The sequence below is a fragment of the Pseudonocardia sp. NPDC049635 genome, assembly GCF_040659795.1.
GTDB lineage: Bacteria > Actinomycetota > Actinomycetes > Mycobacteriales > Pseudonocardiaceae > Pseudonocardia.
The window spans coordinates 313,009-338,798 of sequence record NZ_JBFAON010000002.1 but is presented as its reverse complement, the minus strand read 5'-3'; the positions used below and the strand labels follow the sequence as shown (position 1 = coordinate 338,798).

General features: G+C 72.1%; 22 protein-coding genes. 11 read left to right on the top strand and 11 right to left on the bottom strand.

From position 1 onward, the window contains the following. Positions 1 to 50 precede the first annotated feature (50 nt). Both AB0J24_RS04315 and AB0J24_RS04310 read right to left on the bottom strand, forming a co-directional pair. Complete coding sequence (locus AB0J24_RS04315) at positions 51 to 908, bottom strand: hypothetical protein (protein WP_358675193.1); 858 nt, start codon at positions 906 to 908, stop codon at positions 51 to 53. Beyond that, the gene (locus AB0J24_RS04310; RefSeq protein ID WP_358675190.1) at positions 905 to 1,759 is read right to left on the bottom strand and encodes an ATP-binding cassette domain-containing protein; all 855 of its coding nucleotides are present in this window, start codon (positions 1,757 to 1,759) and stop codon (positions 905 to 907) included. Before AB0J24_RS04310 ends, AB0J24_RS04315 begins: the two co-directional genes overlap by 4 nt. 274 nt (positions 1,760 to 2,033) lie before the next feature. Here AB0J24_RS04310 and AB0J24_RS04305 point away from each other — a divergent pair, with 274 nt between their 5' ends. Genes AB0J24_RS04305 through katG form a run of 3 tightly spaced genes read left to right on the top strand, consistent with a single transcriptional unit; the run spans position 2,034 to position 6,343 of the window. Next, positions 2,034 to 3,593, top strand: a complete 1,560-nt coding sequence (locus AB0J24_RS04305; RefSeq protein WP_358675187.1) for a long-chain-fatty-acid--CoA ligase — start codon at positions 2,034 to 2,036, stop codon at positions 3,591 to 3,593. A gap of 55 nt (positions 3,594 to 3,648) precedes the next feature. Further along, positions 3,649 to 4,095, top strand: coding sequence for a Fur family transcriptional regulator (locus tag AB0J24_RS04300; RefSeq protein WP_358675184.1), 447 nt, complete (start codon positions 3,649 to 3,651; stop codon positions 4,093 to 4,095). Next, entirely contained in the window at positions 4,088 to 6,343 is a 2,256-nt protein-coding gene (gene katG, locus AB0J24_RS04295) for a catalase/peroxidase HPI (protein WP_358675182.1), read from the top strand. The genes AB0J24_RS04300 and katG overlap by 8 nt, the downstream gene beginning before the upstream one ends. A 150-nt stretch (positions 6,344 to 6,493) precedes the next feature. Here katG and AB0J24_RS04290 read toward each other — a convergent pair whose 3' ends face one another. The 3 genes from AB0J24_RS04290 to AB0J24_RS04280 form a co-directional block, all read right to left on the bottom strand. Next, positions 6,494 to 7,630 (bottom strand): LLM class flavin-dependent oxidoreductase, encoded by a 1,137-nt coding sequence (locus tag AB0J24_RS04290; RefSeq protein WP_358675179.1) that lies wholly within the window; start codon positions 7,628 to 7,630, stop codon positions 6,494 to 6,496. 104 nt (positions 7,631 to 7,734) lie between these two features. Then, a complete protein-coding gene (locus tag AB0J24_RS04285; RefSeq protein WP_358675176.1) occupies positions 7,735 to 8,103 on the bottom strand; it encodes a LuxR C-terminal-related transcriptional regulator in 369 nt (122 codons plus the stop codon). Then, positions 8,100 to 8,906, bottom strand: a complete 807-nt coding sequence (locus tag AB0J24_RS04280; RefSeq protein ID WP_358675173.1) for a LuxR C-terminal-related transcriptional regulator — start codon at positions 8,904 to 8,906, stop codon at positions 8,100 to 8,102. The genes AB0J24_RS04285 and AB0J24_RS04280 overlap by 4 nt, the downstream gene beginning before the upstream one ends. A gap of 208 nt (positions 8,907 to 9,114) precedes the next feature. Between AB0J24_RS04280 and AB0J24_RS04275 the strand changes: the two genes are divergently transcribed. Continuing rightward, on the top strand, positions 9,115 to 10,314 hold the full coding sequence (locus tag AB0J24_RS04275) for a serine hydrolase domain-containing protein (protein WP_358675171.1): 1,200 nt from the start codon (positions 9,115 to 9,117) through the stop codon (positions 10,312 to 10,314). Between the two features lie 59 nt (positions 10,315 to 10,373). Next, on the top strand, positions 10,374 to 11,000 hold the full coding sequence (locus AB0J24_RS04270) for a TetR/AcrR family transcriptional regulator (RefSeq protein WP_358675168.1): 627 nt from the start codon (positions 10,374 to 10,376) through the stop codon (positions 10,998 to 11,000). 12 nt (positions 11,001 to 11,012) lie between these two features. Here the strand turns inward: AB0J24_RS04270 and AB0J24_RS04265 are convergent, their stop codons facing one another. Both AB0J24_RS04265 and AB0J24_RS04260 read right to left on the bottom strand, forming a co-directional pair. Further along, on the bottom strand, positions 11,013 to 11,723 hold the full coding sequence (locus AB0J24_RS04265) for an alpha/beta fold hydrolase (protein ID WP_358675165.1): 711 nt from the start codon (positions 11,721 to 11,723) through the stop codon (positions 11,013 to 11,015). A gap of 39 nt (positions 11,724 to 11,762) precedes the next feature. Next, complete coding sequence (locus AB0J24_RS04260; RefSeq protein ID WP_358675162.1) at positions 11,763 to 12,152, bottom strand: DUF5997 family protein; 390 nt, start codon at positions 12,150 to 12,152, stop codon at positions 11,763 to 11,765. 43 nt (positions 12,153 to 12,195) lie between these two features. Between AB0J24_RS04260 and AB0J24_RS04255 the strand changes: the two genes are divergently transcribed. Next, positions 12,196 to 12,915: a LysR substrate-binding domain-containing protein gene (locus AB0J24_RS04255; RefSeq protein ID WP_358675159.1), complete on the top strand. Its 720-nt coding sequence runs from the start codon at positions 12,196 to 12,198 to the stop codon at positions 12,913 to 12,915. 69 nt (positions 12,916 to 12,984) lie between these two features. Here the strand turns inward: AB0J24_RS04255 and AB0J24_RS04250 are convergent, their stop codons facing one another. Next, a complete protein-coding gene (locus tag AB0J24_RS04250; protein ID WP_358675157.1) occupies positions 12,985 to 13,953 on the bottom strand; it encodes an acyl-CoA desaturase in 969 nt (322 codons plus the stop codon). Between the two features lie 132 nt (positions 13,954 to 14,085). Here AB0J24_RS04250 and AB0J24_RS04245 point away from each other — a divergent pair, with 132 nt between their 5' ends. The 4 genes from AB0J24_RS04245 to AB0J24_RS04230 all read left to right on the top strand — a co-directional run bounded on the left by AB0J24_RS04245 (position 14,086) and on the right by AB0J24_RS04230 (position 20,368). Continuing rightward, positions 14,086 to 15,102: an LLM class F420-dependent oxidoreductase gene (locus AB0J24_RS04245; RefSeq protein WP_358675438.1), complete on the top strand. Its 1,017-nt coding sequence runs from the start codon at positions 14,086 to 14,088 to the stop codon at positions 15,100 to 15,102. 215 nt (positions 15,103 to 15,317) lie between these two features. Further along, entirely contained in the window at positions 15,318 to 16,097 is a 780-nt protein-coding gene (locus AB0J24_RS04240; protein ID WP_358675155.1) for a hypothetical protein, read from the top strand. 145 nt (positions 16,098 to 16,242) lie between these two features. Further along, positions 16,243 to 20,124 carry a multifunctional oxoglutarate decarboxylase/oxoglutarate dehydrogenase thiamine pyrophosphate-binding subunit/dihydrolipoyllysine-residue succinyltransferase subunit gene (locus AB0J24_RS04235; protein ID WP_358675152.1) on the top strand — a complete coding sequence of 1,294 codons (3,882 nt, stop codon included), beginning with the start codon at positions 16,243 to 16,245 and terminating at the stop codon, positions 20,122 to 20,124. A 67-nt stretch (positions 20,125 to 20,191) separates the two neighbouring features. Continuing rightward, on the top strand, positions 20,192 to 20,368 hold the full coding sequence (locus AB0J24_RS04230) for a DUF6104 family protein (protein ID WP_093340837.1): 177 nt from the start codon (positions 20,192 to 20,194) through the stop codon (positions 20,366 to 20,368). 341 nt (positions 20,369 to 20,709) lie between these two features. Here the strand turns inward: AB0J24_RS04230 and AB0J24_RS04225 are convergent, their stop codons facing one another. From AB0J24_RS04225 to AB0J24_RS04215, 3 genes are read right to left on the bottom strand one after another with little or no spacing between them, the layout of a single operon-like run. After that, positions 20,710 to 21,075, bottom strand: a complete 366-nt coding sequence (locus tag AB0J24_RS04225) for a hypothetical protein (protein ID WP_358675149.1) — start codon at positions 21,073 to 21,075, stop codon at positions 20,710 to 20,712. Next, positions 21,072 to 23,846: an FtsK/SpoIIIE domain-containing protein gene (locus AB0J24_RS04220; RefSeq protein WP_358675146.1), complete on the bottom strand. Its 2,775-nt coding sequence runs from the start codon at positions 23,844 to 23,846 to the stop codon at positions 21,072 to 21,074. The genes AB0J24_RS04225 and AB0J24_RS04220 overlap by 4 nt, the downstream gene beginning before the upstream one ends. Before the next feature lie 43 nt (positions 23,847 to 23,889). After that, positions 23,890 to 24,150 (bottom strand): hypothetical protein, encoded by a 261-nt coding sequence (locus AB0J24_RS04215; protein ID WP_358675143.1) that lies wholly within the window; start codon positions 24,148 to 24,150, stop codon positions 23,890 to 23,892. A gap of 252 nt (positions 24,151 to 24,402) precedes the next feature. On the opposite strand from AB0J24_RS04215, the gene AB0J24_RS04210 reads away from it, so the two are divergent. Then, complete coding sequence (locus AB0J24_RS04210) at positions 24,403 to 25,782, top strand: Nramp family divalent metal transporter (protein ID WP_358675140.1); 1,380 nt, start codon at positions 24,403 to 24,405, stop codon at positions 25,780 to 25,782. Positions 25,783 to 25,790: the final 8 nt, after the last annotated feature.

The following is a 25,790-nucleotide window of genomic DNA, read 5'->3' as shown; positions in this document are numbered from 1 at the left end:
CTGACAGATCGGCGCCCGGTGCTCGGCCGGGTGCCGGGTCAGGTGCCGGGTCAGGTGATGTCCCGCCGCCCGCCGACGACGACCGCGAGGGCGAGCGCGGCGGCGGTCCAGGCGAACAGCACCAGCAGCGCGACCCAGCCCGGCGGCGGGGCGCTGACCCCGGCGAGGAACTCGAGCACCAACCGCGCGTCGGCACCCGCACCGGCGGCCCGCACCGGCGCCTCGTAGAGCGCCACGTCACTCGCGTTGCCGGGCAGGAACGAGGTCAGCCGGGCGAACACCGACGGGTCCCCGAACGACGACTCCCCGGAGCGCAGTGCCCCGGCGAGGAGGTTCTCACCGATCAGCAGGTAGCCGACGGTGAGCGCGACGGCGCCCGCCTGGTTGGGCACCAGCGTCCCCACCGCCACCCCGAAGCCGCCCCACAGGGCGCAGACGAGCACCCCGACCGCACCGAGGCCGGCCAGCTGGCCCCACCCCGGGAGCTGCTGGCCGCCGAGCACCATGCCGCCGAGCAGCGGACCGAGCAGCGCGACGAGCAGCCCGTAGGCCCCGGCGACGACGCCGCCGACCACCACCTTCGCGGCCAGCACCTGGGTCCGTGTGCCGGTCAGGTAGGCGAGGGTGATCGTGCGGTGCCGGAACTCACCGGCGGCGAGCAGCGCACCGAAGGCTGCGCCGACGACGGCGGTCATGCTCAGCGTCGAGGCCATCCCGGCGAGCAGCAGGATGGACGAGGTCTCGGTCGCCGCCGGCACGAGCAGGGTGATCAGGCTGCCGAACAGGCTCATCGCCAGCGCGAGCAGCACCACCGGGACCAGCATCAGCCACCACAGCTTCACCGACAGCGTCCGGCGGATCTCCGCGTGCAGCACCGCGGCCCAGCGGTGCGGGGCGCCGACGGTCATCCGATCTCCTCCCCGGCGAGCAACCGCTGGAACATCTGCTCCAGGCCGGGTCGCTCCTCGGTCATCCCGTGCACGGCGACGCCGGCGGCGAGTGCGAGGTCACCGACGCGGACCGCGTCGGCACCGGCGACGGCCAGCCACCCCGCGTCGATCTTGTCGACCTCGGTGATCCCGTTCGCGACGAGCGCCTCGGCCAGCCGGGCCGGGTCGGCCGCGCGGACCAGCACCCGCCCTCGGTGCCCCGAGCGCAGTTCGGCGACCTCGCCGTCGAACCGGCAACGGCCACGGTCGATGACGACCAGCCGGCGGGCGGTCAGCTCCATCTCGGCGAGCTGGTGCGACGAGACCAGCACGCTCCGCCCGGACGCCGCGAAGGCGTTCAGGAACGACCGCAGCCAGGCGATGCCGTCCGGATCGAGCCCGTTGCCCGGCTCGTCGAGGACCAGGATCCGGGGGTCGCCCAGCAGCGCGGCGGCGAGCCCGAGCCGCTGGTTCATCCCCAGCGAGAACCGGCCGGCCGCGCGATCGGCCGCGGTGTCCAGGCCGACCAGCGCGAGCACCTCCTCGACCCGGGTGTCGGGGACACCGATCGCCGCCGCGGCCGCCAGCAGGTGGGCCCGGGCGGTGCGTCCCGGGTGCGCCCCCTGTGCCTCCAGGACGGCACCGACCACCCGGGCGGGGGACTCCAACGCGCCGTAGGGGACGCCGTCGACCAGCGCCCGGCCAGCGGTCGGCCGGACCAGGCCCAGGATCATCCGCAACGTCGTCGTCTTGCCGGAGCCGTTCGGGCCGAGGAACCCGGTCACCGCTCCCGGCTCGACGGTGAAGCTCAGGTCGCGCACGGCCTCCACCGGCCCGAACCTCTTCCCGAGGCCCTCCACGGTGATCCGCCCGGGTCCGGCCGGCGCCCTCTCCTGCACTCCAGGCCCTTCCGCCGCTCTCCGCCGGCACCGGGCCGCGCCCGGACACCGCGTGCGGGCCCATCCTGACCCAGCGGCGTCGACCCGTCCGAGCCGGGGCGCGCCGAGTTGTCCACAGGCCCGCGGACGCCCCTGGTGTGAGACGGACGGAACGGACAGGATGGCCTTCGTCACACGCACGACCGGATCGCAAGGGAGCAACTCCGTGATCGACGCGAACAGCACCGTCTCGTCCCTGCTGCAGCGGCACGCCTCCGAACGGCCGGACGACGAGGCCGTGCGGTTCGGTGCGGTCGTCCGCAGCTGGGCCGAGCTCGACGAGCGGGTCCGGCGGCTGGCGACGGCACTGCGGGCGGAGGGGATCGGCCCGGGCGACCGGATCGCGGTCCTCGATCTCAACCACCCGTCCTGCCTGGAGCTCTCGCTCGCCTGCGCCCGGATCGGCGCGGCCAACGCGGTGGTCAACTTCCGGCTGGCGCCGCCGGAGATCCTCTACGTGATCAACGATGCGCAGGCGAAGCTGCTGGTCGTCGGCCCCGAGTTCGCCGGGGCCGCCGCCGGGCTGCGGGACAAGATGGACACGGTGCGGCGGGTGCTCCCGGTGGGGGGCGAGGGCGACGAGTACGAGGCGTTCCTGACCGCCCACGAGCCGGACACCGAGATCTACGACGCCGCACCCGACGACTGTTTCGTCCAGCTCTACACCTCGGGGACGACGGGTTTCCCGAAGGGCGCGATGCTCACCCATGCCGGGATGCTGGCGCACGCCGCGCACGTGGCCGCCGACTTCGAGCTGGGCCCGGAGGACGTGGTGCAGGTGGCGATGCCGCTGTTCCACGTCGGCGGGACGAGCTACGCCTTCCTCGCGCTGGCCCAGGGCGCCCGGATCGTCATGGCCCGCACCCCGGACCCGGTGGCGCTGCTCGACATGGTGGTGGAGCAGGGCATCACGCACACCTTCTGGGTGCCGGCACTGATGGGCGCGATGACACAGGTTCCGGGCGCGGGCGACCGCGCCTACCCGTCCCTGCGGGCGATCTCCTACGGCGCCTCCCCGATGCCGCTGCCCGTGCTGCGGGCCTCGCTGGAGCTGTTCGGGCCGAGACTGCACCAGGTGTACGGGATGACCGAGGCGTGCGGGGTGGTCACCTCACTCGGGCCGGAGGATCATGCCGACCCGGCCGTGGCACACCGGCTGATCTCCGCGGGGACACCGATCACCGGGGTGACGATCGAGGTCCGGGATCCGGCGACCGGCGAGCGCCTCGGCGTCGACGAGCCCGGTGAGATCTGGGTCCGGACCGATCAGCTGATGAGCGGGTACTGGCAGAAGCCCGAGGCGACCGCGGCCGCGATCACCCCCGACGGCTGGCTCCGCTCCGGTGACGGCGGGCACGTCGACGCCGACGGCTACGTCTACATCACCGACCGGATCAAGGACATGATCGTCTCGGGCGGGGAGAACGTGTACCCGGCCGAGGTCGAGCGGGTGCTGGCCGAACACCCCTCGGTCGGTGACGTCGCGGTCATCGGCGTCCCGGACGACCGCTGGGGCGAGGTCCCCAAGGCCTGTGTGGTCGCGGCCCCGGGAGCGGTCGTCGATCCGGAGGAGCTGATCGCCTACGCCCGCGGGCACCTGGCGTCGTTCAAGTGCCCGAAGACGGTCGACGTGCTGGACGAGTTGCCGCGCAACGCGACCGGCAAGATCCTCAAGAAGGAGCTGCGGGCGCCGCACTGGGTGGGCCGGGAGCGCAGCACCGTCTGAAAGTGAGACAGGTTCAAAACTTGACCTGTTCCAGAAAAGTCGGCAGGCTCGTGCCGTGTCGATCGCTTCGGACCACGAGGGCATGTTGCGCGAGGCCGCGCTGCGCGTGACACGCCCACGCCTGGCCGTGCTGCAGGCCGTGCACGACAACCCGCACGCGGACACCGACACGATCATCCGTGTCGTGCGGGGAGCACTCGGTGAGGTCTCGCACCAGGCCGTCTACGACGTCCTGCGGGCCCTCACCGGAGCCGGCCTGGTGCGGCGCATCCAGCCCTCGGGCTCCGTGGCGAGGTACGAGGCGCGGGTCGGAGACAACCACCACCACGTGGTCTGCCGGTCCTGCGGCGCGATCGCCGACGTCGACTGCGCCGTCGGACACACACCCTGCCTCATCGCGTCCGACGACAGCGGCTTCACGATCGACGAGGCCGAGGTCGTCTACTGGGGGCGCTGCCCCGACTGCTCAACCACCGATCCCGGAAGGACCCCCCGTGTCTGACGAGCACGCCACCGTCGAGAGCCAACTGAACCGCGAGCAGGACGGCGGTTGCCCGGTGGCCCACGGCCGCATGGGCCACCCCACCGAGGGCGGCAACGCCAACAGCAGCTGGTGGCCGAACCAGCTCAACCTGAAGATCCTGCGCAAGCACGCTCCCGCGTCGAACCCGATGGACCCCGACTTCGACTACGCGAAGGAGTTCCTCACCGTCGACCTCGACGAGCTGGCGCGCGACGTCGACGCCGTCATCACCACCTCGCAGGACTGGTGGCCCGCCGACCACGGCAGCTACGCCGGGTTCTTCATCCGGATGGCCTGGCACTCCGCGGGCACGTACCGCACCTTCGACGGCCGGGGCGGCGCCGGGGCCGGCATGCAGCGGTTCGCGCCGCTGAACAGCTGGCCCGACAACGGCAACCTGGACAAGGCCCGCCGGCTGCTGTGGCCGGTCAAGCAGAAGTGGGGCCGCAAGGTCTCCTGGGCCGACCTGATGGTGTTCGCGGGCAACCGGGCCCACGAGATCTCCGGCTTCCCGATGTTCGGCTTCGCCGGTGGCCGCGCCGACGTGTGGGAGCCCGACGAGGACGTCTACTGGGGCGCCGAGACCGAGTGGCTGGGCAACGACGCGCGCTACGGCGGCAACTCCGACATCACCAACCGTGAGCTGGAGAAGCCGCTCGGCGCCACGCACATGGGTCTGATCTACGTCAACCCGGAGGGCCCGGACGCCAGCGGCGACCCGATCGCCGCCGCCCGCGACATCCGCGAGACCTTCGGCCGGATGGCGATGAACGACGAGGAGACCGCAGCCCTCATCGTCGGTGGCCACACCCTCGGCAAGACCCACGGTGCCGCGAACCCGGACGAGAACGGCAACGTCGGTCCCGAGCCGGAGGCGGCCGACATCACCGAGCAGGGCCTGGGCTGGAAGCAGAACTACGGCAAGGGCAAGGGCCGCGACACCATCACCTCCGGCCTGGAGGTCATCTGGAGCCGGACCCCGAACCGGTGGAGCCACGACTACCTCAAGCACCTCTACGCCTACGAGTGGGAGCTGGAGCTCTCCCCGGCGGGCGCCAAGCAGTTCGTCGCCAAGGACGCCCCGGAGATCATCCCGGACCCGGAGCCCGGCTACCCGAACCGCAAGCCGCGGATGCTGGTCACCGACGTCGCGATGCGGGTCGACCCGATCTACGGCGAGATCACCCGGCGCTGGCTGGACAACCCCTCGGAGTTCGAGGACACCTACCGCCGCGCCTGGTACAAGCTGACCCACCGGGACATGGGTCCGCGTGAGCGCTACCTCGGTGCCTGGGTCCCGTCCGAGGAGCTGCTCTGGCAGGACCCGGTCCCCGCGGTGGACCACCCGCTGGTGGACGCCGACGACGTCGCCTCGATCAAGGCGAAGGTGCTGGAGTCCGGCCTGTCGGTGACCGACCTGGTCAAGACCGCGTGGGCCGCGGCCTCCTCGTTCCGCCAGACCGACAAGCGCGGTGGCGCGAACGGCGGCCGCATCCGGCTGGAGCCCCAGCTCCAGTGGGAGGTCAACGACCCGGACACGCTGCGGACGGTCATCTCGGCGCTGGAGTCCCTGCAGTCCGAGATCAACGACTCGCTGACCGGTGGCAAGAAGATCTCCTTCGCCGACCTGGTCGTGCTGGCCGGTGCCGCCGCCGTGGAGAAGGCCGCCAAGGACGGCGGGTACGACTTCACCGTGCCGTTCGCCCCGGGCCGGACCGACGCCACCCAGGAGCAGACCGACGTCGAGTCGTTCTCCTACCTGGAGCCCACCGCCGACGGGTTCCGCAACTACCGGGGCAAGGGCCACACCCTTCCCGCGGAGCACCTGCTGGTCGACCGGGCGAACCTGCTCGGCCTCTCCGCCCCGGAGATGACCGTGCTGGTCGGTGGCCTGCGGGTGCTGGGCGCCAACACCGGTGGCTCGACCGCCGGTGTGTTCACCGACCGCGTCGGCACGCTGAGCAACGACTTCTTCACCAACCTGCTCGCCATCGGGACCGAGTGGCGCTCCGTGGCCGGTGACGAGGACTCCTTCGAGGCCTTCGACGCCGCCACCGGTGCGAAGAAGTGGACCGGCACCCGGGCCGACCTGGTGTTCGGTTCCAACTCCGAGCTGCGCGCGGTCGCCGAGGTCTACGCCAGCGCCGACGCGGGCGAGAAGTTCGTGAAGGACTTCATCGCCGCGTGGACCAAGGTGATGAACGCGGACCGGTACGACCTGCGCTGACCCCACCGGAGTACTGACACACCGCGGCACTGACACACCGCAGTACTGACGCACCACCACCACGGCATGACGCCCGGGCCCGCTCGATGCGGACCCGGGCGTCATCGCGTCCGGGGCGGACAGGGTGTCCGGGCGTCGGCAGGGCCCGGCTCAGACCTGCGCGGGTGTGCGCACCGGCAGCTTCTTGACCTCCGGGAGGGCCTCCCGGGCGAAGAGGCGGAGGCTGCGCTCCGCCTGCTCCGCCGTCATCGACCCGAACTTGAAGACGCACACGAACTCCGACGGCATCAGCAGGTCGTTGATGCGGCGGATCTTGTCGACGCACTCCTCCGGGGTGCCGAACACGTGCTCGTTCATCAGCACCTTGCCGAAGTCGATGCCGTGCTCGTTCATCAGGTCCGAGTTCTGGGCGTAGTGCTCGTAACCGGGCAGCGAGTGGAAGTGGTCGCTCTTGAGCTCGTAGTGCCGTACCGCCGAGTCGCCGTACTCGAAGAAGAACCGGTCCGCGTCGGGATCGGTGCCTGCGGGCTTGTCCGAGCAGTACACCCACACCACGATCTTGGGCCGCGCGGGTGCGTACCCGGCCTCGGCCCGCAGCCGGTCGTACTGCTCGAGCTCGGGCACGTACTCGTTCAACGGCTTCTGCGGGATGACGAAGGGCTTGAGCCCGGTCTGCGCGGCCACCGGGAGCGACTGCGGGGACCCCCACGCCATGTGCACGTCGTCCAGGACGTCCGCCGACGCGGGGCGCGGCCGCAGGCTCGTCTCCGGGATCTGGTTGTGCCGGCCGGAGAACGAGAACGTCGGCTGGGAGATGGCCCGCCGGATGATCTCCATCGACTCGGCGAACAGCTCCCGGGTCTTCGTCATGTCGACCTGCAGGCCCGCGTACTCGCGCCGCCCGATCCCGCGGCCGACGCCGAGGATCAGCTTGCGGTCACCGAGCAGGCTGGTGAGCATCCCGATGTCCTCGGCGACCCGCACCGGGTTGTGCCACGGGAGCACGACCACCATCGTCCCGAGATCGACGTTGCTGGTCGCGCCGGCGAAGTAGGTCAGCAGCTGCAACGGGTTGGGCACCATGGTGTACGGGGTGAAGTGGTGCTCCACGGTGAACAGCGAGTCGAAGCCCAGCTCGTCGGAGAGCAGGGCGATCCGGAGATCCTCCGCGAAGACCTCCTGGTCGTCCTTCGCCGGCACCGCGGGAACCGGTTCACCGCGTTCGGCGGCCTCGAAGCGGCTCCAGTCCGCATAGTTCTGCATGAAGATGCTGAGACCGACCCTCATCGGGGTCTCCCTTCCGTCGTCGTCGACCACGCACCGACCGTAGGAACCGCCGGACCGGTCGGGGCAGCCCCGAAAGTGCGGCACGCCGGATCCGTGCGGCCGGGTCACGGGATCAGCCCCGACCGGCGGGCCACCGCGAGCAACGCATGCCGGGAACGGGTCTCCGACTTGTTCATGGCGCTGCGCAGGTAGCTCTTGACCGTCTCCGGCGCGACCCCCATGAGCTGGGCGATCTCGCTGTTCTTGTAGCCGACCGCGACCAGCGCCACGGCGTCGAGCTCGCGCGCCGTCAGCGCGGGCGCCGACGGTGTCACCGGATGCGGGACGACGCTGCGGTGGAGTTCGTCGGCCAACCGGTTCAACCGTTCCCGCAGATCCGGATCGACACCGCTCACCACCCGGAGGACCGCGTAGACCCGCCTGGCCACCTCGATGTCGGCGGACGACAGCTCACCGTCGTCGGCACCGCTCACCCGATCAACCCCGACGAGCGGGCCCGGCTGACGGCGGCGAGCCGGGTGCTCACCCGCAACCGGCGCATCGCCGACCTCAGGTGGGCCTTGATCGAATCCGCGGACCCGCCCAACAGGTCGGCGATCATGTCGTTGCCGCAGCCCGCTGCGACCAGGGCGAGCACGTCGAGCTCCCGCGGGCTCAGCGCGGGACCGTCAGCGGGACCGGCCCCCGGCCGGTGCTCGGCGCACATCTGCTGCAGGAGTTCCCTCGTGGCGGCATCGGGGATCCGGTCGGCCAGGGATCCGACCTCCCTCAGCACCGCGCCCAGCGCACCGGGCCCGCTCCCGGCGACCGGCGCCGGGTCGCTCGACGGCCCGGCCGGCGGGAGGACCGTCGCGAGCCGTCGTGCGGCCGCGGTGAGCGCGTCCACCGCGGTGTCCCCCACCGGGCCCCGCTGGCGCATCGCCCCGTAGAGCACCGCCCGGACACCGCCCGGTGCGCCCTCACCGATGACCGGGACGGCCACCAGCGAGACCAACCCCTCCGTCCCGACCTGGTGGTCGTAGGCGTGGCTGATCACCGCCGAGAGCCGGTAGTCGGGCACGGACACGGGCCGGCCGGTCCCGATCGCGCGGCCGCCCAGCCCCTGGTCGCGGGCGACGAAGAGCCCGTCCAGCGAGCCGGACCGCATTCCTGCCGAGACGCTCAGCACGACCCCGCGCTCGTCGGCCGGGCCGCCGAACACGACCGGCAGCCCGGTCGCCCTCCGTACCTGTTGCAACGAGCGTTTCAGCAGTTCGCGGACCACCGCACCAGACATCGCCGCTCCACTCCATCGTGGCTGACATCACACTAGGTGAGTCACTGACACAGTGTCAATCGAGATGCTCCGCCGCTGGTCGGAGTGCACTTTCGGGGGTGCCGGTGGCCGATCCCCCGCTCCTATCGTCCAGTTCTCGCGTGCCACCGCCGCCGACGTCCACGACACCGCGGCGCCCCGACCGACCCCGTCCGCACCGGAGGCGACCATGTCCGACACACCGCAGATCCACGGCCGGGTCGAACCCGGTTTCGAGGCGCTCCGCGAGGTCTTCACAACCAACTTCACCGACCGCGGCGACATCGGTGCGTCCCTGGCGATCTACGTCGACGGTCGCCCGGTGATGGACCTCTGGGGCGGGCAGGCCGATCCCGGCACCGGACGGCCCTGGACGGAGGACACCGTCGCCCTCGTCTACTCCGCCACCAAGGGCGTCACCGCCACGCTGGTCAATCGCCTCGTCGAGCAGGGCACGCTGGATCTGCTGGCCCCGGTCGCCGACTACTGGCCGGACTTCGGCAAGGCGGGCAAGGAACACGTCACGGTGACCCAGCTGCTCAGCCACCAGGCCGGCCTACCGGTGCCGGCCGAGCCGCTGACCAGGCAGGAGCTGATCGACGGCACCCCCGTCCTCGACGTCCTCTGCCGGCAGTCCCCGCTGTGGGAGCCGGGGACCGCCCACGGCTACCACGCGCTCACCTTCGGCTGGCTGGTGGGAGAGCTGGTCCGGCGCGCCACCGGCAGCACCCTCGGCGCCCTCGTCCGGGAGCAGATCGCCGATCCGCTCGGGCTGAGCCTCTGGATCGGTCTGCCCCAGGACCGGAACTCCTCGGTCGCGCCGCTGATCAACGGCCGGCCGGACCCGGCGGCTCTGGACTCCATCACCGATCCCGAGGTCAAGCAGCTGGCGCTGCAGGTCGTCGCCGCCGTGTCCGATCCGGACTCGCTGCTCTCCCGCACGCTGTCGACCAACGGGGCGCTGCCCACCCCGGAGGCGTCCACCTGGAACGACGAGCGGATCTGGGCCGCGGAGCAGCCGGCCGCCAACGGCATCACCAACGCACGGGCGCTCGCCAGGATGTACGCGGCCTGCGTCGGCGAGGTGGACGGCGTCCGCCTGCTCTCCGAGGACGCCGTCTCCACCGCCCGCGCCGAGCAGGTGCAGGGCCCGGACGAGGTGACCATCGGGGAGAGCCGGTTCGGCATCGGCTACCAGCTGCCGACGCACGCCGCGCCGCTACTGGGCGAAGGATCGTTCGGGCACGCCGGGGCCGGTGGCGCGCTGGGATTCGGGAACGTGACCTCGCGCGTCGGGTTCGGCTACGTTCAGAACCAGCTGGGTGCGTCGTTGATCGGTGAACCGCGCACCGCCGCGCTGATCGACGCACTCGGCGGCGTCCTCGCCTGACCCCCCGCACCGCCGCCCGGCCGGGACGCCGGAGCGGGCCGCGGTCCTACACTCGGGCCATGGGAGGCGAGAGCCGCACGGCGTCACGTGACCGGCAACGTCCGTCCATCCGTGCCCGGCAGAAGGAGCAGACCCGGCGCCTGCTCGCCGATGCTGCGCTCGCCCTGTTCGCCGACAAGGGTTACGCCGCGACGACGATCGACGACATCACCTCGGCCGTCGGGGCGAGCAGGGCCACGTTCTACCTGCACTACGACGGCAAGATCCGGATCGTGGCGGAGGCCTACGAGTCCGTGATCATGCCGGAGACCGCGGCCTACTACCACCGGCTCGACGCGATCCACGGCGCGACCGAGCTGAGGGCGTGGCTCGACGACGCGCTCGGCTTCTTCGAGCGGCACCGGCTGCTGCTGCGGGTGGCGGAGGAGGCGGTCAGCGCCGAGCCCGGATTCGACCAGCTCGCCCCCGCCCGCCTGCTCGACCGGTGTGCGGAGTGCATGCCCCGCCACCTCGACCGGTGGGAGGGGGCCGACCGGGAGTCCGCGCGGTTGCGCATCGAACTGCTCATCCTGCAACTGAGCAGCTTCGCCCGGCTCTGGGTCGAGGGTCACTGGCCGGTCTCCCGCGAGCTCGCCCTGGACGTGCTGCACGACCTGTGGTCGCACGCCCTGCGCGACGTGCGCTGACAGGTCGCCCGCTCAACCGGGTCCCGCGAGCTCTGCCGCCAGCCGTGCCGGCTCGGAGAACATCGGCCAGTGCCCCGTCGGCAGGGACACGAAGGACCACTCCGGGCCGCCCATCTCGGCGAAGCCGGGGACGCCGGCGTCGATCAGCGGGCGGACCTGTTCCGGGGTGAAGCTGCACGCCAGCACGGTCTTCGGCAGTGTCGGGTCCGGCGTCCCCCGCCCGACACCGGTGAGGACCGAACCGGCCGGCTCCACCAGCGACCGCGCGCGGATCTGCTCGAACATCGCCTCCGGGATGCCCTCGGTGCTGGTCCCGAGGCTCGCGAACTCCGCGCGGGTCGGCATCGGCTGCCCGGTGCCGTGCGCCTCGATCGCCGCCCGGGTCCGTTCCTGCTGGGCAGGCTCGCCGAACTCGATCTGGGCGACGCCGTCGGGCAGCGGCCCGGTGTCGACGAGGACCAACCGCGAGATCCGCTCCCGGGCCCGCTCGGCGGCCGCGACACAGACCGGGCCTGCGCCGCTGTGCCCGACGAGCACCACGGCCCCCGGTGTCGCCCGGAGCGCGGTGAGCACGTCCGAGACGTGCGACTCGGCGGTGTCCGCGGGGTCGTGCCCGAGCTCGACGGCGATCACCGCGTGACCGCGCGAACGCAGGTGGGCGGCCACCGCGTCCCACGCCCATGCGCCGAGCCAGAAACCGGGGACCAGAACGTATGTCGTCACGGCCCGGACACTGTCACCCGATGAGGACGGATCCGGTCCTCATCGACCGGGACGTTGCGGTGACCGTGCGGCCGCCAGCCGGGCGGCCTCGCGCTGGGACTCGGCCCGGGTGGCGCGTTCGCGGGCCAGCCACTCCGGCTGCTCCTGCTTCAGCTCGGTGATCTGCTCGGTGGTCAGCGGCTCGGTGATCCCGGCCCGGGCCAGCCCGGAGATCGAGACGCCGAGCCGGTCCGCGACGACCGGCCGCGGGTGCGGGCCGTCCCGGCGCAGTTCGCGCAGCCAGACGGGTGGGTCGGCCTGCAGGGCGTCGAGCTCGTCGCGGGAGACCACGCCGTCCCGGAACTCGGCGGGGGCGGCGTCGAGCAGCACCCCGAGCTTCTTCGCCGCCGTCGCGGGCTTCATCGTCTGGGTGGACCGCTGCCGCGTCATGTCCCCACCGTATCGAGGCCGGACCGGTGGATAGCCTGGGCAGGTGACCGGCCCGGGCGAACCCGCATCCTTCCGGCTCGGCTACGTCCCCGGCGTGACCCCCGGCAAGTGGGCGAGGGTCTGGGCCGAACGCCTCCCCGACGTCGCGCTGGAGCTGGTCACGGTGCCGGTCGCCGGCGCCGAGCAGGCCGTCCGGTCCGGTGCGGTGGACGCCGGCCTGGTCCGGCTGCCGATCGACCGGGACGGCCTGCACGCGATCCCGCTCTACACCGAGACGACCGTGGTCGTCGTCGGGAAGGACCACGCCGCCGCCGCGGTCGACGAACTCACCGTCGACGACCTGTCCGACGAGATCGTCCTCCGACCGCCCGACACCGCACTGGTCTGGGACGGCCCCGCCCCGGGCAGCGCCCCGGTGAGCGAGCCCGCCACGACGGCCCGGGCGGTCGAGCTGGTCGCGGCGGGCGTCGGCGTGCTGGTCGTCCCGCAGTCGCTGGCCCGGCTGCACCACCGCCGGGACCTCACCTACCGGCCGCTCGTCGGCGGGCCGGAGTCGAGCGTCGTGCTCACCTGGCCTGCCGCGGAGACCTCCGACCTGATGGAGCAGTTCATCGGGATCGTCCGCGGGCGCACGGTCAACAGCACCCGCACCCCCCGGCTCCGGGAGGGGCCGCCGGCCCCGTCCACCCCGAGGAACACCGCTCCGGCCCGCAGGGACGGCGCCCGGCGCCGCCCACCCCGCCGCGGCCGCCCCCGCTGCTGATCCGCGCGGGCACGACGACGGGGCCCCCGCACCGATCGGTGCGGGGGCCCCGTCGTGGGACGCGTGCGATCAGGCGGCCACGGCCTGCTTCTTCGAGGCCAGCCGCTCGAGGCGGCGGGTGGTGGGCCAGCGGACGTTGGTCGCCCAGCCGGCCTTCTCGAACCCGCGGATGACGAGCGCCGAGATGTCGATCTGACCCTTCTTCACACCGTGCCGGGCGCAGGTCGGGTCGGCGTGGTGCAGGTTGTGCCACGACTCGCCGAACGACAGCACCGCCAGCCACCAGACGTTGGCCGAACGGTCCCGGGAGGCGAAGGGACGCTCGCCCCAGATGTGACAGATCGAGTTGATCGACCAGGTGACGTGGTGCAGCAGCGCGACACGGACCAGGCCGGCCCAGAAGAACGCGGTGAAGGCGCCCCACCAGGACATCGTGATCAGCCCGCCGAGCAGGGCCGGGCCGAGCAGGCTGGCGACCACGATCAGCGGGAACGCCTTCTCGACGCGCATGATGTCGCGATCCTCGAGCAGGTCGGGTGCGAAGCGCTTCATGTTGGTGAGGTCGCGCTGGAAGATCCAACCCAGGTGCGAGTGCCAGAAGCCCTTGACCAGCGCCGTCGCGCCGGTGCCGTAGAGCCACGGCGAGTGCGGGTCGCCCTCCTTGTCGGAGAACGCGTGGTGCCGGCGGTGGTCACCGACCCAGTCGAGGACGCTGCCCTGCAGCGACAGGCTGCCCGCGATCGCCAGCGCGATCCGCAGCGGGCGCTTGGCCTTGAACGAGCCGTGCGTGAAGTAGCGGTGGTACCCGACGGTCACGCCGAGACCGCTGATCGCGTAGAAGACGACGAACAGTGCGACGTCGACCCAGCCCAGCCCCCAGCCCCAGGCCAGCGGGACGGCGGCGAACAGCGCCAGCGTCGGAACGATCACGAACACGCCCACCAGGAACGCCGCCCCGGCGGGGCGCCTGCCCTCGGTGATGGGGGCAGGTCCGCTGCTGCGGGTGCTGGTGTCCGGGGGTGCGGCCTCGAGCGTCATGGCTCCATGACACCCGCGACGCGGGGGTCCCGGCAGTGCGGCTAGCCCCCCTATCGGCCTTCGGGTTCCGCCCCCCAGGTACTTGACCCACGAGTAACTTAGGACTAACCACGTGCTGTGAAGCTCTCCACGATGCTGCCCTACGGCGACGACCCGATCCGCAACGCGGACGCGGTCACGGACATGGAACGGGCCGGCCTGGACGTCGTCTGGGCCGCCGAGGCGTACAGCTTCGACGCGGTCTCGCTGCTCGGCTACCTCGCGGCCCGGACCGAACGCGTCGAGATCGGTTCGGCGATCCTGCCGATCTACTCCCGCACCCCGGCCCTGACCGCGATGACGGCGGCCGGCCTGGACGCGCTCTCCGGCGGCCGGTTCAATCTCGGTCTCGGCGCGTCGGGCCCGCAGGTGATCGAGGGGTTCCACGGTGTTCCCTATGACAAGCCGGTCGCCCGCACCCGGGAGATCATCGAGATCTGCCGGCGGACCTGGCGCCGGGAACGGCTCACCAACGAGGGCATCTATCCGCTCCCCCTGCCCGAGGGGCAGGGAACCGGCCTCGGCAAGCCGCTCAAGCTGATCAACCACCCGAAGCGCGCGGACATCCCGATCTGGGTCGCCGCACTCGGGGACAAGAACCTGGAGATGACGGCCGAGCTCGCCCACGGTTGGCTGCCGCACGTCGTCCTGCCGGAGAAGATCCAGGAGGTGTTCGGCGACGCGCTCGCCGCGGGTTTCGCGAAGCGGGCCCCCGAGCTGGGCCCGCTGCAGATCACCGGTGGCGGCATCTGCGCGCTCGAGGAGGAGATGTTCGAGCCGGCCCGCCAGGCGGCCCGGGGCATGTACGCCCTCTACATCGGCGGGATGGGCGCCCGCGGCCGGAACTTCTACAACACCGTCTTCGCCCGGCAGGGCTACGCGGACGAGGCGAAGATCGTCCAGGACCTCTACCTCGACGGCAAGAAGGAGGAGGCGATGGCCGCCCTCCCCGACGAGTTCATCGACAAGGTCGCGCTGATCGGTCCGGAGGGCCACGTCCGCGAGCGAATCGCGGCCCTGCGCGAGAACGGCTTCACCCACCTGCACGTGAACCCGATGACCAGCGACCTGAACGGCACCTTCGAGAAGCTCAAGTCCTGGATCTCCTGATCCGCCCGTGCCGGGGGCGGCGCCCCGGATCCGCCCCCGCGCACGCTCCGGCCGCCCTGCTCCGTTCGGCCCAATTGCGGGGGTCGCGTCACGGCCCGTATCCGGACCGTAGAGAATGCGTGACGTCGTCCACGGTCGCCGCGCCCCGGGCAACCTCCCGGTCGCCGTGACCTCGGTGACATCGACCTCAGTGACATCACGAGGAGGAGCGCGACTTGCTGGAGCTGGCCATCCGGACCTCCGACGAGCCGATCTCCCCGGGGCAGTACCGCCACACCGCGACGCACGCCTGGTGGATGGGCACCTGGTTCGCCGACGACGAGCTGTGCGTGCACTACTCGGAGCACCTGCTGCAGCAGTGGACGCCGGTCGATCCGGACGCCGACTGGCTGCTCGACCGTGAGCTCACCGGACAGGTCCGGTGGCTGGCCGGCGACGGCGCGGCGGCCGTCGAGAGCGGGTTCCGGCTCGCCGACGCGTGGCCGACCGGGCGGTTCCGCGCCCGGCACGGCGACTTCTACGCCGAGCTGCACGGCCATCGGCCCGCCGCCCGAGCCGGTTCCTGGTCGAACCCGACCCCGGCGTTCCTCGCGACCCTGCCCCGTGACCCGGACGCGATGCTCCGGCGCCTGATCTCCGACAGCCCACCCGGACGCGGTTACACCGGGCCCTTCCCGAGCGCGGTCGACGCGCTGCGCACCTGCCGGGTCCCGGCGGAGCTGCGCTCGGTGATCTACACCGCACTGCGCACGCTCCCCGCCGTCGAACTCGGGGAGGCGGTGAGCCTCGACGGTGAACCGCACCCGGCGCTGGTGCACGACGACGGCCCGGTCCGCACCGAGCTGCTGATCTCCCCGGTCGACGGGCAGTACGCAGGTGAGCGCGACACGGTCCGCCGGGTGGCACGGGTCGGCCCGCCGGTCGGGACGGTCATCGCGGAGTCCGCCGTCCAGACCTCCGTGGTCGACGTGCTCGGGTCACCGCCCGGCTTCTGAATCGCGCCCTGGACCGGTTCCGCGAGCAGTGATCACAAAACGATCACGAAGTGCGACCCGGCGCACTGCCACAGCTCGTGTGAAGAGGACTAACCTGGTACCCGGTCGCGACAAATCGAGCAGCTAACAAGGCGGTTGACGCAGAGTGTCATCGAGCAGTACCTCCCATCCGGCGGGCGAATTCGGTCCCAACGAGTGGCTCGTCGAGGAGATGTACCAGCGCTTCCAGGAGGACCCGTCGGCCGTGGACCCGGCCTGGCACGAGTTCTTCGCCGACTACGGCAAGGACGGTGAGCAGCGCCCGGCGTCCGGTGAGTCCGCAGACGACGCCGACGAGAAGCGCAGCCCGTCCAACGGCTCCGCGCCGGCCGCGGGCCGCAGCGGGGTGACCCGCGGCTCCGCCACCGAGGACGACGAGGACGAGGACACCTCGTCCGCCCCCGCCCAGAAGGCCGTCGAGAACGGCTCCACCGCGACCGGGCGGGCCTCGCGCTCACGCGACGTCCCGCCCCCGGTCACGCCGAGGGCCGAGCCGCCGCCCGCCGAGGAGCAGCTGCGCACGGCGAGCTCGCCGTCGTCGAACGGGGCGACGAAGCCCGCGGCGGGCAGCAGCGGCTCGAAGGCCGCCAAGCCCGCTCAGGACGGGGGTGGCGCGACCACCACCCCGCTGCGTGGCGCCGCCAACGCCATCGCCAAGAACATGACCGCGTCGCTGCAACTGCCGACCGCGACGAGCGTCCGCGCGGTCCCGGCCAAGCTGCTGGCCGACAACCGCATCGTCATCAACAACCACCTCAAGCGGACCCGCGGCGGGAAGCTGTCGTTCACCCACCTGATCGGCTACGCGCTGGTCAAGGCGCTCGCCGACTTCCCGAACATGAACCGGCACTACGCCGAGACCGACGGCAAGCCGACCGTCGTCACGCCCGAGCACGTGAACCTCGGCCTGGCGATGGACATGCCCGGCAAGGACGGCAGCCGCTCGCTGATCGTGGTCTCGATCAAGGGCTGCGAGAACATGTCGTTCGCCCAGTTCTGGTCGGCCTACGAGAGCATGGTCCGCAAGGCCCGCGACGGGAAGCTGACCGCCGAGGACTTCTCCGGCACCACCATCAGCCTGACCAACCCGGGCACGCTCGGCACCAACCACTCGGTGCCGCGGCTGACCGTCGGCCAGGGCGCGATCATCGGTGTCGGCGCCATGGAGTACCCGGCCGCGTTCCAGGGCGCCTCCGAGGAGCGGCTGGCCGAGTTCGGCGTCAGCAAGATCATCACGCTCACGTCGACCTACGACCACCGGATCATCCAGGGTGCGGAGTCCGGTGACTTCCTGCGCCGGGTGCACCAGCTCCTGCTCGGCGAGGACGCCTTCTACGACGACATCTTCGCCTCCCTGCGGGTTCCCTACGAGCCGATCCGCTGGGTCCAGGACTTCCCCGAGGGGGAGGTCGACAAGACCGCCCGGGTGCTGGAGCTGATCGAGTCCTACCGCACCCGCGGCCACCTGATGGCCGACACCGACCCGCTGAACTACCGGCAGCGCCGCCATCCCGACCTGGACGTGCTGAGCCACGGGCTGACCCTGTGGGACCTCGACCGCGACTTCGCGGTCGGCGGGTTCGGCGGCCAGAGCCACATGAAGCTGCGTGACGTGCTCGGCCTGCTGCGCGCGTCGTACTGCCGCACCATCGGCACCGAGTACATGCACATCGCCGATCCCGAGCAGCGCAAGTGGCTCGAGGAGCGGATCGAGGTCCCGCACGTCAAGCCGGACCCGAGCGAGCAGAAGTACATCCTGTCCCGGCTGAACGCGGCGGAGGCCTTCGAGACCTTCCTGCAGACGAAGTACGTCGGGCAGAAGCGGTTCTCGCTGGAGGGCGGCGAGACCGTCATCCCGCTGCTGGACGCGGTGCTCGACAAGTCCGCCGAGAACGAGCTCGACGAGGTCGTCATCGGCATGCCGCACCGTGGCCGGCTCAACGTGCTGGCCAACATCGTCGGCAAGCCGATCAGCCAGATCTTCCGCGAGTTCGAGGGCAACCTCGATCCGGGCCAGGCACACGGATCCGGCGACGTGAAGTACCACCTCGGCGCCGAGGGCAAGTACTTCCGGATGTTCGGCGACGGCGAGACCACCGTCTCGCTGACCGCCAACCCGTCGCACCTGGAGGCCGTGGACCCGGTCCTGGAGGGGATCGTCCGGGCCAAGCAGGACATCCTCGACAAGGGCGACGGCGGGTTCACCGTGCTGCCGGTGCTGCTGCACGGCGACGCCGCGTTCGCCGGCCAGGGCGTGGTCGCCGAGACGCTGAACCTCGCGCTGCTGCGCGGCTACCGCACCGGCGGCACCGTGCACGTCGTGGTCAACAACCAGGTCGGGTTCACCACCGCCCCGGAGCACTCGCGCTCGTCGCAGTACTGCACCGACGTCGCGAAGATGATCGGTGCGCCGGTCTTCCACGTGAACGGTGACGACCCGGAGGCCTGCGTCTGGGTGGCGAAGCTGGCGGTCGAGTACCGGCAGCGCTGGAACAACGACGTCGTGATCGACATGATCTGCTACCGGCGCCGCGGCCACAACGAGGGCGACGACCCGTCGATGACCCAGCCGTCGATGTACGACGTGATCGACGCCAAGCGCAGCGTCCGCAAGATCTACACCGAGTCGCTGATCGGCCGGGGCGACATCACGATGGAGGAGGCCGAGCAGGCGCTCAAGGACTTCTCCAACCAGCTGGAGCACGTCTTCAACGAGGTGCGCGAGCTGGAGAAGACGCCGCCGGCCATCTCGCCCTCGATCGAGGACGTGCAGCAGGTCCCGTCCGACCTGGACACCTCGATCCCGCTGGAGATCATCCACCGGATCGGCGACGTGCACACGAACCTCCCCGAGGGTTTCTCGGTGCACAAGCGGGTCGAGCCGGTGCTCAAGAAGCGCGAGAAGATGTCCCGCGAGGGCGACGTCGACTGGGCCTTCGCCGAGCTGCTCGCCATGGGCTCGCTGGCCGTCGACGGCCGGCTGGTCCGGCTCTCCGGCCAGGACTCCCGGCGCGGCACCTTCGTGCAGCGGCACTCGGTGCTGATCGACCGCAAGACCGGTGCCGAGTACTTCCCGCTGCGCAACCTGTCCGAGGACCAGGGCCGGTTCCTGCCCTACGACTCGGCACTGTCGGAGTTCGCGGCGGTCGGCTTCGAGTACGGCTACTCGGTCGCCAACCCCGAGGCGCTCGTGATGTGGGAGGGCCAGTTCGGCGACTTCGTCAACGGCGCCCAGCCGATCATCGACGAGTTCATCTCCTCCGGTGAGGCGAAGTGGGGCCAGCTCTCCGACGTCGCACTGCTGCTGCCGCACGGTCTGGAGGGCCAGGGCCCCGACCACAGCTCCGGGCGCATCGAGCGGTTCCTGCAGCTGTGCGCGGAGGGGTCGATGACGGTGGCACTGCCGTCCGAGCCCGCGAACTACTTCCACCTGCTCCGCCAGCACACCCTCGACGGGGTGCGCAGGCCGCTGGTGGTGTTCACACCGAAGTGGATGCTGCGCGCCAAGCAGGTCGTCAGCCCGCTGTCCGACTTCACCGGTGGCCGGTTCCGGCCGGTGATCGACGACCCGGAGCACCGTGAGAAGCGCGGCCCGGTCACCGAGGTCGACCGCGTGCTGTTCTGCAGCGGCAAGATCTACTGGGAGCTGGCCGCAGCCCGCGACAAGCGACGCAAGAACGGCGACACCTCGGTCGAGGGCACCGCCCTGGTCCGGGTCGAGCAGCTCTACCCGATGCCGACCGAGCAGATCGCCGAGGCGCTCGGGCGCTACCCCGAGGCCGGCGACATCCGCTGGGTCCAGGAGGAGCCCGCCAACCAGGGCTCGTGGCCGTACTACGGCCTGGAGCTGCCGCAGAAGCTGCCGCAGCTGCAGGGCCGGTTCACCCGGGTGTCCCGGCGGCGGATGGCGGCACCGGCCGCCGGGTCGTCGAAGGTGCACGAGGTCGAGCAGGCCGAGCTGATCGACAAGGCGTTCGCGAAGGCCTGAGCACCCCGGGTCACGACGGCCGGGCACGGTGCTCCGTGTCCGGCCGTCGGCGTCTACCCTGACCGGCGTGTACTTCACCGACCGCGGCATCGAGGAGCTCGTCGACCGGCGGGGCGACGAGCAGGTCAGCGTCGAGTGGCTCGCCGACCGGTTACGGGCGTTCGTGGACCTGAACCCCCAGTTCGAGACGGCTGTGGAGCGGCTGTCGAGCTTCCTCGCCCGCGACGACGCCGACGACGAGTAGCCCGTCCCACCCCGACACGCGGCGCGCGCCTCGCCCCGTGCCGCGCCGCACGCCACACCCGGCGCCCCGCCCCGTGCCGCGCCGCACCCGGCGCCTCGTCCCGTGCCGCGCGCCTCGCCCCGTGCCGCGCGCCCGTGCCGCGGCGAGATGCAGCTCAGCGGGAATAGTCGATCTTTACGGCCCGCTGGGCTGCATCTCGGTGAGCCCCGGGCCGGCCGGAGCGGCGGACCGGGCCGGTGGAGCAATGAGCCCGGCAGGGCGGGGCCGGGCGGGCGGAGCGGCGGGGCGGGGCGGCGGAGCGGCGGGGCGGAGCGGCGGGGCGGCGGGGCAGGCGGAGCGACTCAGTCGGTGGTGCGGCGGAGCCGGAACAGGCGGCGGTCACCGGAGGCCCGCAGCTCCTCGAGCGCCTGGTCGGCCGCCCGTTCCAGCTCGTCGTGCCGGGCCGGATCAGCGCGCCGGTCCGGTCGCGGCCTGGGCCTGCCCGGTTCCTCCACCGACCACAGCACCTGCAGCGCCGCCTCCCAGCGCAACTCGAACATCCCGCGACCGAGCGTGACCCGCTCGGTCGCCCGGACCAGCTCACGGTCCCGTTCGCGCAGCTCGCGACGCAGCTCCTCGGCCCGGGCGGCGTCCCGCGCGCGCAGCTCGCTCACGGCCTCGGCGAGCCCGGCGACCACCCGGCGGTAGTGCTCGACGGCGTCGGTCACCCGTCATCCCCCCACTCGGCGAGGATCACCAGCTCCGGGCGCGACCGCCACGCCCGGTCCAGCAGCAGGCCCCGTCCCCGTGACGGCTGCCACTGCGGCGGCGGGCCCCCCACCAGCGGGCCGAGATCGGCCCCCTGTACCCCGGTCGCGATCCAGGCACCCAGGTCGTCGACGGTCGCACCGGGCGGCGACAGCAGCGCCTTCAACCGTTGCGCCCCGCGCCACCAGCCGAGCAGGTGCACCCCGACCGCCGGTCCGTGCCGCAGCACGGCCCGCAGGTCCTCCAGCCCGCCGAGGCTGAGCAGCGACTCGGCGGCGTCCGCGCCGAACAGCACCGGCACCAGCGGCGGATGGTCGCCGGTGCCGTCGCCGGCACGCTCGCGCACCTGCGCGGCCAGCGCGGCGATGCGGTTCGCGACGTCGGCCGCGGGCACCGTCTCGGACGGCACCGGCATCCGCGCGGCGAGCTCCGCCCCGTATCCGACGGCCTCGGACACCAGCGGGAACAGCAGGAAACGGGTCCGGTCGTCACGGCGGGCCAGTTGACCGGCGAACGACTCGGCCGCCGAGCAGAGCAGCGGGGCCGCGACCGTGGCGTCCGGCCCGATCACCCCGACGTTGCGCCCCGGCGAGTCGCCCAGCTCCACCGCGGCGGGAGTCCCGTCGACGTCGACGTACTGGCCGAGCAACGCGCGCGGCGGCCCGTCGTCGGGCAACGAGGCGACCAGCGTCTTGTGCGACGGGGCACGCGCACCGTCGAACACCACCGGCTCGCGGTCCGGCGGGTGCGCCGCGAACGCCGCGTCCTGCACCTCACGCACCAGCGGGCCGCCCGCCTCCGGGATCCGGACGACCTGGTTGCCGTGCACGACACCGGAGTCGTGGTTCACCACCGCGTGCCAGCGCGGGATCGTCATCGGCAGCTCGTTCTCCAGGGCCAGCACCCGCCGGGCGCGGGGCAGCGCGAGCCGCAGCACGAACTGCTCGAAGATCGCCGGGCGCCCCCAGAACGCCTCGATCCCCGAGACGTCCTGGCTGGCCAGCACCAGGTGCACACCCTGCGAGCGGCCGCGCCGGGCCACGTCCTCGAGCAGCGCGGTCGCCTCGGCGGTGACGGCGTCGCGGCCGCTGAACAGGAACTGGAACTCGTCGATCACGGCGACGATCCGCGGCAGCCGCGCCGCCTCGCCGGTGACGCCGCGCTCGGCCAGCTCGTCACGCAGCTCGGCGAGCTTGGTCGCACCGTGCCTGCGGGCCCGTTCGGCCCGCACCCGCATGGTCTCGGCCAGGTGCCGGAGCAGGGCGAGCCCGAACTCGCGATCGGTGTTGATGTTGACACCGATCAGCCGGGCCTGCGGGAGCCAGCCGGTGCGGTTGCCGTCGGGATCGGGGGCGAACTGCGCGAAGGACACACCCTCCTTGAAGTCGAGCAGGTAGAGCTCGAGCTCGTCCGGGGGGTAGCGGGCGGCGAGCGCGGAGATCCAGGCGAGCAGCAGGTTCGTCTTGCCGGACCCGCTGGGGCCACCGACCAGCGCGTGCGGTGAGTGGTCGTCGAGGGACAGGCCGGCCGGGATTCCGTCCTCGTACCCGACCGGCGCGTACAGCCCGTCGCGGGAGTTCGCGCGCCCGCGCCGGTCGACCGGCGGGAGCAGGTCGGCGAAGGCACCGAGCCGGCCGCGCCACGCCTCGTGCGCGTCGGCGAGCTGGTGACAGGTGTCGGTGACCAGTTCCGCCGGCAGTGCCGGGTCCGGCGTGACGACGACGTGCGGCCCGGTCAGCGAGGTGCGCGCGGTCACCGAACCGTCCCGGTCCTCGCCCGCGACGAACTCGACGGACTCGACCGGCTTGCGCAGCGCCACCGGGACGTCGAGCAGCACCAGCACCACCCCGGCCGCGATGCCACCGCGGGCCACCCGCTGCAGCTGCCGGTGCTGGTCCTCGGGCAGCGGGGTGCCGTTCCCGGCGAGCACCGCGACCAACCACGGTTCCGGACGCTCGTCACCGCGCTCGGCGAGCTCGCGCAGCGAGGAGTGACCGGCGGCGAGCACCCGGGTCTGCACCCGGCGGATCCGGTCGGCGAGCTGGTCGAGCAGCGCCTCCAGGCGGGTCGGGTCGTGCACCGTCAGCAGGCCGGTGCGGGTCAGTGGGTAGAGCCCGGGCAGCGCACCGGCGAGCTGGCCGACGTCCCACACGTGCACGCCGACGACACCGGGCCGGAAGTAGCGCAGCACCCGCAGCAACAGCGTCTCGACCATCGACTCGGCCTGTTCGCGGGTGTGCGGGGTCGAGGTGATCTGCAGGTGGGCGCCGTCGAGCAGCGGCACGCCGACCCGGAACGGCGCGCCGCCCTCCACCGATCCGGTGCCGAGCTGCCACATCGAGGGGACCGGCCCGGTCCCCTCGACCTCACCCGCGCCGGGCGGCCAGCTCCGCGGATCCTGCCCCGCAGCGCCGGGCGCGGCGTCGGCGACGATCCGGGACAGCAGCTCGGGCGAGCCACCCTGCCAGCCGTCGAAGGCGTGCGCGCGGTCCTCGGCGACGCGTGCCACGGCATCGGCCAGCTGCGGGTTGTCCAGTACCGTGCGCAGCGCCGGATCACGCTGCGCGGCGTCGTACCCGGTCTCGCGCAGCCAGAGCTCGGCCATCGTCTCGGCGTGCGCGCGGACCGCCCGGTCCCGGCGCACCTCGGCGGCGCCGAGTGCGACCGACGCCGCCCTGTGGAACCGGTCGAACGCGGCGCGGACGCGGTCACGCCGCCCCCGTCGTCCCACCACCGCGCTCAGACCCGGACGACCCGGACCGGAACCGCGGACCTCACAGCCGGGCGGTGATGTCGTCGGCGGCGTTCATCGCGACGTGCACCGCCTGCTCGACCTCGTCCACCTTCGCCGCGGCCGCGGCGAACAGCGCGCGGGCCTGCTCCGCGTCCTGCTGGGCGGTGCCGTAGGTCTGCTGGGAGAGCGCCGAGCCCGCTTCCTCGATCGCGTTCCGGACGTGGCGCAACGCGCCCAGGCTCTCGGTGGCCCGCTGGTTCGCCGCCCCGATACCGGCCCGGATCTCGTCGATGTTCGCCATTCCGCCCTCTCCGCGCGTGTGTCGTCCGCCGGCCGGGGCACCGGCCGCGGGTGTGTGCCGAATCTATCGCCGGTCGGTCTCCACCATGGTGAGGTGGCCGACCGCGACACGCCACCGCTCGTCGGGCGATGCCGAAGCTGCCGCCAACGGTCCGAGCCGCATCGTGACTGTTTCGCGCTGGAAAGTCCGGATTCGACCCCCTAGCGTGCTGCCGAACGGCCGATCCCCGACGACGTGCATCGGAGTGTGACGATGGCCTCGACCAGCCCCCCGACCGACTTCCTCGAACCGCCGACCGGAGCTCGGAGGATCCGCTCGATCGGGCCGGGGCTGGTGGCGGCGGCCACCGGTGTCGGCGCAGGCGACCTGGTCGCGACCATGATCGCCGGTGCGAGCTTCGGCACGGTGCTGCTCTGGGCGGCGATCGTCGGCACGCTGGTGAAGCTCGCGCTCGGCGAGGCCGTCGGCCGGTGGCATCTCGCGTCGGGCGCCACCATGCTCGACGGCTGGCGCAGGCTCGGCCGCTGGGCGACCGTGTTCTTCGGCGTCTACATCATCGTGTGGGGCTTCGTCTACGGTGCCACCGCGATGTCCGCGGTCGGCCTGCCGCTCAACGCGATGTTCGACGGGCTCTCGGTGCGCTGGTGGGGGATCATCGCCGGGATCGCCGGGCTGCTGCTGGTCTGGTTCCAGCGCTACGCCCTGTTCGAGAAGGTCATGACCGTCGGTGTCGCGGTGATGTTCGTGTCCGTGGTGGGCATCGCCGTCCTGGTCGGGCCGGACCTCGGAGCACTCGCCTCCGGCCTGGTCCCCCGGCTGCCCAGCGGTTCCGTGGTGTACGTCCTCGGGCTGATCGGCGGCGTCGGCGGCACGATCACCATGTCCAGCTACGGGTACTGGCTCTACGCCAAGGGCTGGAAGGGCCCACGGTGGCTGTCGATGATGCGGCTGGACAACGCGGTCGGCTACGTACTGACCGGACTGTTCGTCATCGCCATGCTCGTCGTCGGTTCGACCGTGCTGTTCGGCATGGAGATCACCGAGGACGACCGCGGCCTGCTCGTCCTCGGCGACCGGCTCGGTGAGCTGTACGGGCAGGGCGTGCGGATCCTGTTCCTCGTCGGGTTCCTCGCCGCGACGGTGACGTCGCTGATCGGGGTGTGGAACGGTGTCTCGTTGCTGTTCACCGACTGGACCCGCGCGATCCGGCTGCCGCACGGCGCGGCGGCCGCCATCGGGACCGAGGCCCGGACCCCGACGGCCCTGGCCGCGGGCGAGGAACCGGGCCCGGCGCCGGACGGCGGGGAACGCGGCGACGGCCCCGGGCGGGCCGGGGTGTACGAGGCGGCTGCCGCCGAGCGGTCCTGGGCGTTCCGGGCCTACCTGCTGTGGCTGACGCTCCCGCCGATGGCGTTGCTGTTCCTCGACCGGCCGTTCGCCCTGACGCTGGCCTACGGGGTTCTCGGCTCGTTCTTCATGCCGTTCCTGGCGATCAGCCTGCTCCTGCTGCTCAACTCGAAACTGGTCCCCGACGGCGGTCGCAGCCGGTGGCTGTCGAACTCGGTGCTGGTGATCTCGTCGATCCTCTTCGCCGTCCTGCTGGTCACCGACGTGTACTCCCGCCTGTCCTGACCGGGGCC